The sequence below is a fragment of the Serratia sp. T13T92 genome, assembly GCF_047530105.1.
Classification (GTDB): domain Bacteria; phylum Pseudomonadota; class Gammaproteobacteria; order Enterobacterales; family Enterobacteriaceae; genus Chania; species Chania fonticola.
In genome coordinates this window covers 1-10,779 of the sequence record NZ_JBLJAK010000075.1, presented here as the reverse complement: position 1 = coordinate 10,779, position 10,779 = coordinate 1, and the positions used below count along the sequence as shown (strand labels likewise).

Below are 10,779 nucleotides of genomic sequence, written 5' to 3'. Positions count from 1 at the left end.
TGGGTTTTAGATTAAAAACACATCAAAACTGGTATTTTCATCAATAACATCTTGCTATGCCACGCCACACGGGCATGTGTCACGCTGCTATTTATGGTCATGAATTTTTTAAAACGCTTTTCCAGATAATGAGATGGCCACTCCCTCCTCCTGGATACTATGCTAAAAACAGGCTTAATTCGGAGAACTACCATGGAAAACATTGCGCTGATTGGTATCGACCTGGGTAAGAACTCTTTCCACATCCATTGTCAGGATAGCAACGGGAGAGCGGTTTATCGCAAAAAATTCACAAGGCAAAAGCTGTTTGAATTTCTGGCGCAATGTCCGGCAACCACCATAGTGATGGAAGCCTGCGGTGGTGCCAACTTTATGGTACGTAAACTGACAGAACTGGGACACACGCCCAAATTGATATCACCGCAATTTGTCCGTCCATTCGTCAAAACAAACAAAAATGACTTTGTTGATGCAGAGGCAATCTGCGAAGCCGCATCACGACCATCAATGCGTTTTGTTAAGCCCAGAACGGAGACTCAGCAGGCAATGCATGCCTTACACCGGGTAAGAGAATCGCTGGTCAGAGACAAAGTTAAAACAACAAATCAGATGCAGGCATTTTTACTGGAATTTGGTGTCAACGCCCCAAAAGGCCCGACACTGATAAAGCGTTTCGCAGAAATTCTGGAGACAAACGAACTCCCTCCTTACATGGCTGGTTTGCTGCAGAAATTATGTGAGCATTATGGTTATCTTGTTAAACAAATTAAAGAGTTAGAAACCCAGCTGCAGATATCATTGAATGAAGATAGTGCAGGTCAGAGATTACTCTCGATACCTTGCGTCGGCCCTTTGACTGCGAGTCTTCTTTCCACCCAATTGGGTGACGGTAAACAGTATGGCAACAGCCGGGATTTTGCCGCTTCAACGGGGCTGGTACCTCGCCAGTACAGCACGGGAGGTCGAACTACGCTGTTGGGCATCAGTAAACGAGGAAACAAAAAGCTGAGGGCACTGCTGGTACAGTGTGCCAGAGTGTATCTGCGGACGCTGGCACACAGGTCGGGGAAACTTGCCGACTGGGTCAGGGAGTTACAACTGCGGAAGAATAATTTTGTGGTGACCTGTGCACTGGCAAACAAGCTGGCCAGGATCGCATGGGCACTGACGACCCGGCAGCAATCCTTTGCCGCGTAATTATAGGTTGTATTTAGAAGTTTAAACAGTGGCTTATCTGGTTTTGCGAATACTGATCATTGATGATAAAAACGGCTAACCGGCCTGATGAAAAACCTGTGGTTAGGAATGGCAGATAAAATGCCGTCCAGTTTATAAGGTTCACCAGGCGCGGAACTCATCGGGGCGCGGGCTAAAGGTCCATTAAGACGCCGGATAGATTCATGCAAGCCAACAATATCTTCAATATCGGTGTTGCAAAAACGGGAGTGGCCATAGATTCCTAACCATCGAGTGGATAGCGAAAGGCCAGAACCTGTTGATAACGGGCCCCTGCGGCTGCGGGAAAACCTACATGGGATGCGCCCTGGGGCACAACGCCTGCCAGCAGGGGTACAGCGTCCAGTACTGGCGACTGAGCCGTCTGTTACCGGAGCTGATGCAGAGCCGTGCGGACGGGAGTTACCAGAAGCAGCTGTCGATGCTGGCGAAGACGCAACTGCTGATCCTGGACGACTGGGGCCTGGAGCCGCTGGTTGGGGCTCAACGAAATGACCTACTGGAGCTGATGGACGATCGCTACGGCAAAACATCAACGGTGGTGATCAGCCAGCTGCCAACGGATGAATGGTATGGAAGCGTGGGCGATAACACGTTGGCAGATGCGATATTGGATCGTCTGATGCACAACGCGCATCGTCTGGACATGAAGGGCGAGTCGATGAGAAAACGCCGGTCTCAGGTTGACCAAAGTGAACAGAAGAGTTAATAAAAACACAGTAGGCGCGTTAAGAAAAAAAAGCGTTCACGTTCGTCCGGAATCAGCGTTCACTTTCACCGGAATACGCAGTGCCGTGGTCCATCAGTATTACGATCACCGCACGCAGCAATATAAACGCCAAAAAATCAGCCAGGAAGAGATGCTCCAGCGCTATATCAGCCATATTCCGGCGAGGCATTTTAAAAGGGTGCGGTACTACGGCTTTTTGGCCAACCGCAAACGGGGCCAACTGTTGCCGAAGGTCTACGAAGCGCTGTCGATGGCGGTGCGGGATAAGCCCAAACGGCCAGGGTTCGCGGTGTTGATGAAAGGCTTCCTGGGCACAGATCCGTACCAATGCATCTTGTGCGGTGATCGGCTGCGATTTGCCGGCGCCGAGGCGGGCAGGCATGCGACAGAATTACTGTCGGCCAGGCTGCAGCGGATGGAGAAAAAACGATGGCTTCAGGCACCGGCTCTGGATAAGTGCGCCTGAAAAATGGATTTTAGCTTAAAAACACGGCAAAACTGGCATTTTCATACGTCATCTATCATTGACTCCCACCATCAGCGACTCTGCCACGCTACGATCTATGGTTAGGGATCTCAAAAATGGTCGATTCAATCTCCTAACCATCGAGATTGCGCAAGCTAAGGGCATAAGCCAGATACCAACGAACACATTGCGCGATGATATCGATGGGATAATGCAAGCGTTTAAAGGCATTTCTGATCAGAGACATTAATAGGCAACATTACAAAAAAACAGCATATTACCTGACGCCGCTTTAACGCGACAGAGCCCATTGTATTTATATGGCATTGTGAATGGGGTGATGTCATGGACTGACCACAGCATACCGGTTTAGCCATCCATGCACCAACGCCCTCAATATGCCAAGAGGCCCAACAGGCCGGCAGTTGGAATTATCCAAACAACATCCAATTTAAATTTGAGAAGAGTAAATAGCGTAGTTCCAAAAATCATTACCGAGACCCCGGTGTGAGGAGCCGTTGCTCCAACAGCCACTACCGCTGAGACAATCATTCCGATCACTCCTGGTCTAACTCCTTTCAATACTGCTTTAATTGCCAATGACGTTTTAATCTTGTTCAAATAGGAAGTAGCGATGACCATCAATAAGGCTGGAGGTAAAAAGATCCCCACGGTTGCGGCCATAGCGCCCCATACTCCGGCAAGCTTATATCCGATGAAAACGGTGCTTAATACAATCGGTCCGGGCATTATTTGACTCATAGCAATTGCATCCACGAATTCTTGTTGAGTCAGCCAGCCATTCGTTTCAACTACGGTTTGATGAATCAGAGGAATGAATGCGTACGCCCCCCCAAACAAAAGCAGACTCATCCCGGCAAATGTTAAAAATAGCTTGGCAGTGAGAGTTCCAGCGAGGAAGGGAACAGAGAGCAGAGAAGCAACAGCGATCCCTTTAAGAGAAATCTTCTTTGGGGAAACTGAAGGACATTCAGAGGTGTCTTGGGATAGAGGCGTTCGGAACAACCATATACCGGACACACCTGATCCCACTATAACCAATATGGACATCCAGAAGCTCCCTTCTGAAATCATCAGTGCTGCTGCAATCACAGTCAGAATAGCTTCCTTTCGTCCGAGGATCGCGTTCTTCCCCATATTCAACGCGGCCACTAGAATAATTGCAGCAACAGCCGGAATGCAGCCCATAAACAGTTTTGATACTGTAGGGATACTTCCATAGCTAAGATAAGCCCAGGTCAAGATAAGCATCAAGAAAAACGATGGTAGGATGATCCCCAGCATACAAACAAGGACTCCAGCACCTCCTCGTAGTCGATACCCTACATAAACTACCGTATTCACAGCCACCGCTCCCATAAATACTGTTGCTAGGGAAAGTCCATCCAAGAACTCTTCGGATTTCATCCATTTTCGACGTTCCACTACTTGATTTTCCACGACCGCGATCAGGGCCATGAAGCCCCCGAAAGCGGTACTTCCAATCCGTAAGAACACGCAGAACAACGACCAGAGAGAGGGTTTTTCACTCATCGCAGATCACCCAGGCTATTCAAGATATCAAGGTTGGAAGGGGCAAGGACGATAAAACTGGGGTTCAGCAAGTTCGACTTGTTATAAACCAGAGGTGCACGGTTTAAATCCCACACGACGCCACCGGCACCCAGTACGACAGCATGAGCTGCAGCCGTGTCCCATTCCATGGTGGGTGCAAAACGTGGATAGAAATGAGCGGCGCCTTCTGCGACCAGGCACAGTTTGAGAGAACTTCCCATGCTCAGACATTCGCAATTACCTAATTTCTGGAGCAACGAAACGGTTTTTTCATCACTGTGCGAACGACTAGCTACGACTTTGATGGAATTCCCCTCGCCTTGGATCTGAACTTGTATAAGCTTTGGAGCCCCATGACCGACCTGCTTAAAGGAGCCTAACCCCTCTAATGAGAAATAGCAGATGTCCAACACGGGGGCATACACCACGCCCAGAATAGGTACTTTATTTTGAATCAACGCAATGTTAACGGTAAATTCTCCGTTTTGTTTCACAAATTCTTTCGTACCGTCCAAAGGATCAATCAACCAATAGCTATCCCAAAATTGGCGTTCCTCAAAATCCTGTTTAGGTGCTTCTTCTGAGAGGATCGGGAGGTTGGGATATATTTCTTTGAGTCTGTCCACAATTATTTGATGGGCTGCAATATCCGCCAATGTAAGTGGCGAGTCGTCTTCCTTTGTTGTCACTCCTAAATCGCCTTGTTGATAGATATTAAGAATAGCTGCTCCTGCTTCTTTAGCAATTTCAATCACAGACTCCAACATAAAACGCTCTTTGCTTCGACTAGTCATTCTGTCTTCCTTATGCTCTATCAGGGGATTACATTGAGCTACATTTTTTAAACGGAGGCTTGCCGTGCTTTAATTTCTTTAATCAAAGAGGCTTGAGTCTCCCGGCGTTTCTTGTCTTCGGGATCTACTTTTTCATTAAATGATGTCTTCAATCGTTCATTTTCCATACTGAACTCTTGGATGTCTTTCGTGGAAAAAATCTTCGTCTCTCCAACAGAGGAATGGAAACGCGGATAACCCAATTCATCTAAGATATCCCCGGCTACTAATTCGAACAGGCGAATGTCTTCGGCTGACATTTTTTCCAAAAACTTGTTGAAGTTATTTGTCATAAGAGGTTTGGCTACATTTTCCCAAAGCACACTTTTTTGAGAAACGGATTGTGCGTCCTTGGATTTTTCAGACTCTAACATGGATGGGGTGTAATCAATCTCCAGGAAATTACAGAGGCCTTTAATGGTTGTATCCGCTTCGCTTGTAAGCTTTTCATAGCTCACTCCGTAGAATCGGGAAGGTTCTATCAATTTACGTTGAGCGAGAGCCAAACGTTGATCGGAGGCCCAACATTGAGCTATGTGATAGATATGTTTTTCTCCCACAATCGCTTTTGTGAAAGACAGCGCTACGTCCCGACCATCGCGATACAAATGAATATACCGGGCCTCCTTGCCAAAACAGGTTTCAATTTCATTTAAATAATTGACATTAGCTAAACTCTTACAGCACCAACTTGATGCATGATTTACTTTAGCACAGAGATCATAAATGGCTCCACAAACAGAAACCAAGGTGCGGTTTTTGCAGCGTGCTTTAATATTGGCTCGATCAAGTACAACCCCTTCCCAGGGTTCGGGGTTGAGCTCGACCAAACGACAAGCATCGTCAATCATCAACTCAAAGTTAGAGTTTTTAGAAAGGTCTCCATATCCAGTAACCAATGGCATGAGTCGTTCGAGAATATGGGGAGGGTGAGGAGCAGATATCTCCGGTGATTGATTCATCATCAAACGAAGCAAGTTTGAGCCAGATCTTTGGGTTCCGATCATGAAAATTTTCATCACAAGTCCTTGATATAAATCTCGCTGTAAATGATAGTTTAAATATAAAAATTTTGACGCTAAAGAATAAAGATTAACTATCCTGACAATCAGTCTGCCCATGAGATTTATTCTCGTGTTACAGGGCAGTGGTTTTATTGTTATCAGTACACCTAATTTAATGTTGGTAATTGCAACCTTAACGTAGTTGTATACCAAATCGTATTTAATATCTTAAACATAAGTTTCCAACGCTGCGAGAAATGTCTTGATACCAACTACCATCATCAGTAACCCTAATATATTTGCGACGATGTGTGCTTTAATTTTGTTTGCCAACAAGCTGCCTATAATAACACCAGGCACTGATCCACACAGCAAATAGCCTACCATACTGAACTGGATAGCCCCCATACTAAGATAACCTATGCCAGCTACCAATGTGAGAGGAATTGCATGTGCTAAGTCTGTCCCAACCAAGGAAGCAATCCGCAAAGTTTTCGGATACAAGGTTCGTAAAAGGACGACCCCCAACGCGCCAGCTCCAATGGAAGTCAAAGTCACTAATCCCCCCAATATGGCCCCAAATAGGATTGTCAGATAGGGCTTTCTCACGCCGATATCCTCCTTTATCTGTAGGGGACGAGGATTGAATTTTAACCAGCCTACCATCTGAGTTCCAGCCAGAAAAATGATAGTACCCAGCAATGCCATGACGAAAAAGCTTTTTCCAGACGACGAATTTGTCATTCCCAAGTACAATAACACGAGTACTGATGCAGGAATGCTACCAGCCGCTAGCAGGCTGACCACTTTCCAGTTCACAGAATTGTGTTTGTGATGCATCGCAGTCCCTACGAGCTTTGTTCCACAGGCAAAGAACATATCCGAGCCTACCGCAGTTGAAGGGGTCTGACCAAACACAAATATCAAAAGCGGGGTCATAAGGGAACCGCCCCCGACTCCTGTAAGCCCTACCATAAAACCAACCAACACCCCGGCCATAATAAGTTCAGTGACGACACTCATCAGCTTTTACTCCTTAGTCGGTTGCAAAAAATCAGATCCCACGTAGAGGTATCACATTTTTTTTTCAGAAAGCTGACGGCCAAATCTAGTGTGCTAGCCCAACATGGAGTACTTTTCGGGTTAAAAAAGGAAATTTCAGTCATACTTACATTACCTTCCCTCACCCGTTTCATTATATAGAGGCAACATGGTTTTATTGATATAGAACGATCTTTGTATATATTCTTAGTTGATGTTAAACCGAATTTATTGCGATCTTTGAAATCATAAAATTTAAAAAAATCACCTTTTAAAAATTTATTAAAATTATGAAATAGCACATCATTCATGCCTGATTTTTTCATATGTTCCCCGCCTTTCTCAGGGTGGAAATTATAATTTCCGCAGACTCAACAACTGACATATCAGTAGTGTTGATGCGAAGTTCAGGCATTTCAGGCTTTTCATATGGGTCATCAATACCTGTCATTCCTTTGAGTTTACCATTGCGAGCTTTTGCATAAAGCCCTTTACAATCACGCTGCTCGCATATCTCTAGGCTGGTGTCCATATAAATTTCAAAAAAACTCACACCGTGATCCTCTGCAAAAGAGCGACAGGTTTGTCGTGTCTTTGCATAAGGGGATATAGAAGCGCAAATGGCGATGCCACCGGCTCGAGCTATTTCTGCAGCCACATAGCCAATCCGTTCAATATTGATATCACGGTCCATTTTGGAAAAACCAAGACCCTTAGACAAGTGTTGACGCACTACGTCACCATCGAGCAGGCTCACTGTGCGCCTTCCATTCTCAAGCAAACGAGCTGCAACTGTATTAGCAACGGTAGACTTACCTGCACCAGACAAACCTGTAAAAAAGAGAACAAAACCTTGCTCGGATTTAGGTTTATACCTTTTTCGTAATTCAGCTACAACTTCAGGGGGGCTATACCACTCAGGAATATCTTCACCTGCTGTCAATTTTGCACGGAATTGTGTACCAGATAGGCTCAAAACTGTCTGCCCTGGTAGCACTTCGGAGCTAGACACATAGCGCTGCTCAGAAGCGAGGTATAACATCTCTTCAAATGCTATCAATTGGATACCTATTTCAGCAGCATGCACCTGCACCAATTGTTGTGCGGCATATGGTTCGTAGAAATCCTTGCCATTTTTATTTTTTCCTGGGCCAGCGTGGTCGCGACCGACGATGAAGTGCGTGGCACCGAAGTTTTTACGAATGAGTGCATGCCAGACTGCTTCACGTGGTCCCGCCATCCGCATGGCTAATGGTAGCAATGCCAACATGACAGAGTCGGCTGGATATGTTTGTAGTACTTCTCTGTAGCAACGCACACGGGTGTAGTGATCCACGTCACCCGCTTTTGTCAAACCAACAACAGGATGAAGCAACAGCCCTGCTTCTACTTGCTTCATTGCCCGCAACGTTAGTTCAACATGAGCGCGATGCATTGGATTACGAGTCTGGAAGGCGACCACATTTTTCCAACCACGGAGTGCAATTTCGGTTTTGACTTCCTTTGGCCCTAGGCGAAGTTCGGTAAAGTCATGATGGGTAACCGGTGTAACCGCATTTATAATCCCACCTAAATTGACGTTATTTTGACGCATTAGCACTTTTACGCCAGGATGTGCCTCATCGGTAGTGCCGAACACCCTCTCAGCTTCAACGATATGGTTCGGACGATAAATGCTGCTGACAGTCAGCACGGCCAAGATAATCCCTTCAGGAGTACGCAATGCGATTTTTATACCTTCAGACACAAATGCTGCAAAATCATCTGTGACGTCCAGAACAATAGGTATCGGCCATAACTCGCCAGACATGAGGCGCATATTGTGTACAACGTTCGTATAATTCTCTTCAGTGAGAAAACCGTTTAGAGGTGAGAAAGCTCCGTTTATTATGAGCTCCAGATCGCAAATTTGACGCGCTGTTAAGGTCCATGCTCGCAAATCTGAAACAATCGAATTGTCTGTAATATTATTTAAAATCAATTTTTTACCTATTTTTCTGTGTGTTGTTTAAGTTACACTCTGGACTTCATACTCTTCTCGGTTAAGCTCATCACACATACTTTCTTGTTTCTATGTATCTTAGACTAGCCAAAATATTCAGTCATGAATGATTATTTTTGATTATCTTGAACCGTACCGGGTTTTCGGGAGACTAAACTCTCAGTGAAAGGAGACCCGAAATGACATCCAAACGAGCAAACCGTTACCCACCAGAGCTGCGTGAGCGGGCTGTAGCAATAGTGGACACGGCGCTAAGTGAGTAAACTCTTAACCAGAGGTAGCCCCCCATGTCAGGGTAGTTGTCGCCTCTAACTGAAACCATTCAGGGGGCTGGAGACAACGATAATGTGTGTGATTCATAGACATCGTTTCACTATAATGCCTCACTATGAACAGGGAAATTCAACAGCGACTGCAGTGGGTAAAACTCTATGAAAAGTCCGGTGATGCGGGGTTCGTATGCCGTCGCTGTGGCATTTCTCGGCCCACATTGCGTAAATGGTGGCGCAGATATCTGGCTCAGGGCATCGCTGGTCTGGAAAGCCATAGCCGTCGCCCTAAGCGTTCACCATCAACGAAAACTGGCGCAAGCGAAGTTGCTCTGATCCTGGAGTTACGTTCTCTGCGAAATCTGGGGGCAAGGCGGATTCAGAGCGAGTTAAAACGACTTCATTCAATCTCACTGGCAATGGCAACGATTCACAAAGTTCTTTGCCAGAATCAGGTTACACCTGTTGTTAAATTTCGGCGTAAAGCTGATTTTATTCGCTACGAACGTAGCGCCCCTGCGGTGCGAGCACGGCTGCTTTGCAGCCTCAACCGTCTTTAAGACCCAGACTCACATCAATGCTGGCGCCGGCTGATGTTCCGTACACGCGATCGGCGGCATATCCTTCACCGTCGCATTGATACACACGCATAAATTAGCACGCCGCTGGCGTGAGTACGCTGGCCCCGACGCCCTTTTCCTGCCCGCTGCCTCCCTGTAAACTCTGCTTCATGTATATTCCACGACCCGCAAAGCTGCTGTTCCAGCACGATGACGGCTGGAGCCGCTATCTCGATAAACATGGCGACACCCTCAGCGACTGGACCAAACTCGCCGTCGAGCGCATGCTCGCTTGCGGCACCTGTGCCATGGGCGTGCGGCGCTACTGCTGTGCCTCGCCGGACTGCACCCACGCACGCTTCTTTTGCCAGAGCTGCAAGTCCAAAGCCTGCAGCAGCTGTGGCCTCAAGGCCACCGAGCAGTGGATTGCCGAACAGCAACACATTCTGCCAGACTGCGACTGGCAACATATCACTTTTACTATGCCCCATCTGCTGTGGCCGTTCTTCAACAATAACTGGGCCCTGCTCAACGCGCTGTTTCGCTGCGCTACCCGAGCCATGCTCCGCTGGGCACGCAGGCAGGGGATCGAAGTCGGCATCTTTTGCGCGCTCCACACCTACGGCCGGCAACTCAATCAGCACCCGCATATCCACGTCTCAGTCACCCGCGGCGGCCTTGATGTCAAACACAACGTCTGGCGACAGTTGTTCTTTAAAAAGAAAGAGGTAGAGCAAATCTGGCGCAACGCCGTCATTTACCTGCTGCGTGACAACTATGCGGGCATCAACCCCAGTTCCCTGCCAGGCTTCGGCCATATCCGTAACGAGGAGCGGTGGTACCGCTACCTGCATGCGCAATATCGTCGAGCATGGAAAGTGCACTTTGCCAAAAAGACCCGTGGCGCCTGGCGCAGCGTGAAATACCTTGGCCGTTATCTGACGCGCCCGCCAGTGGCGGCTTCCCAGCTCCGGCATTATCGCGGCGGTGCCGTGGTCCATCAGTATTACGATCACCGCACGCAGCAATATAAACGCCAAAAAATCAGCCAGGAAGAGATGCT

General features: G+C 47.2%; 8 protein-coding genes and 3 pseudogenes. 5 read left to right on the top strand and 6 right to left on the bottom strand.

Annotated elements, in window-relative coordinates:
• Positions 1-192: 192 nt before the first annotated feature.
• The 3 genes and pseudogenes from ACMV5I_RS28425 (at position 193) to ACMV5I_RS28415 (ending at position 2,432) form a co-directional block, all read left to right on the top strand.
• Positions 193-1,197, top strand: a complete 1,005-nt coding sequence (locus tag ACMV5I_RS28425) for an IS110 family transposase (protein WP_414825851.1) — start codon at positions 193-195, stop codon at positions 1,195-1,197.
• Between the two features lie 199 nt (positions 1,198-1,396).
• Positions 1,397-1,945 (top strand): annotated as a pseudogene (locus ACMV5I_RS28420) (ATP-binding protein); the annotation flags it as partial.
• Positions 1,929-2,432 (top strand): transposase, encoded by a 504-nt coding sequence (locus ACMV5I_RS28415; protein WP_414825850.1) that lies wholly within the window; start codon positions 1,929-1,931, stop codon positions 2,430-2,432. The pseudogene ACMV5I_RS28420 and the gene ACMV5I_RS28415, both read left to right, overlap by 17 nt.
• A 139-nt stretch (positions 2,433-2,571) precedes the next feature.
• Here ACMV5I_RS28415 and ACMV5I_RS28410 read toward each other — a convergent pair.
• From ACMV5I_RS28410 to ACMV5I_RS28385, 6 genes and pseudogenes are all read right to left on the bottom strand, one after another.
• Positions 2,572-2,679, bottom strand: a pseudogene (locus tag ACMV5I_RS28410) (IS6 family transposase); the annotation flags it as partial.
• A 146-nt stretch (positions 2,680-2,825) separates the two neighbouring features.
• The gene (gene chrA, locus ACMV5I_RS28405; protein ID WP_414825849.1) at positions 2,826-3,986 is read right to left on the bottom strand and encodes a chromate efflux transporter; all 1,161 of its coding nucleotides are present in this window, start codon (positions 3,984-3,986) and stop codon (positions 2,826-2,828) included.
• Positions 3,983-4,774 carry a 3'(2'),5'-bisphosphate nucleotidase CysQ gene (gene cysQ, locus ACMV5I_RS28400; RefSeq protein ID WP_414825852.1) on the bottom strand — a complete coding sequence of 264 codons (792 nt, stop codon included), beginning with the start codon at positions 4,772-4,774 and terminating at the stop codon, positions 3,983-3,985. Before cysQ ends, chrA begins: the two co-directional genes overlap by 4 nt.
• A 74-nt stretch (positions 4,775-4,848) precedes the next feature.
• Entirely contained in the window at positions 4,849-5,859 is a 1,011-nt protein-coding gene (locus tag ACMV5I_RS28395) for a sulfotransferase family protein (protein WP_414825848.1), read from the bottom strand.
• A 213-nt stretch (positions 5,860-6,072) separates the two neighbouring features.
• Positions 6,073-6,867 carry a sulfite exporter TauE/SafE family protein gene (locus tag ACMV5I_RS28390; protein WP_414825847.1) on the bottom strand — a complete coding sequence of 265 codons (795 nt, stop codon included), beginning with the start codon at positions 6,865-6,867 and terminating at the stop codon, positions 6,073-6,075.
• Between the two features lie 340 nt (positions 6,868-7,207).
• Positions 7,208-8,866 carry a bifunctional sulfate adenylyltransferase/adenylylsulfate kinase gene (locus tag ACMV5I_RS28385; RefSeq protein ID WP_414825846.1) on the bottom strand — a complete coding sequence of 553 codons (1,659 nt, stop codon included), beginning with the start codon at positions 8,864-8,866 and terminating at the stop codon, positions 7,208-7,210.
• A gap of 409 nt (positions 8,867-9,275) precedes the next feature.
• Between ACMV5I_RS28385 and ACMV5I_RS28380 the strand changes: the two are divergent.
• Both ACMV5I_RS28380 and ACMV5I_RS28375 read left to right on the top strand, forming a co-directional pair.
• Positions 9,276-9,692: pseudogene (locus tag ACMV5I_RS28380) on the top strand (helix-turn-helix domain-containing protein); the annotation flags it as partial.
• A gap of 194 nt (positions 9,693-9,886) precedes the next feature.
• On the top strand, positions 9,887-10,779 hold an 893-nt coding region (locus ACMV5I_RS28375), incomplete at its 3' end, for an IS91 family transposase (RefSeq protein WP_414825845.1).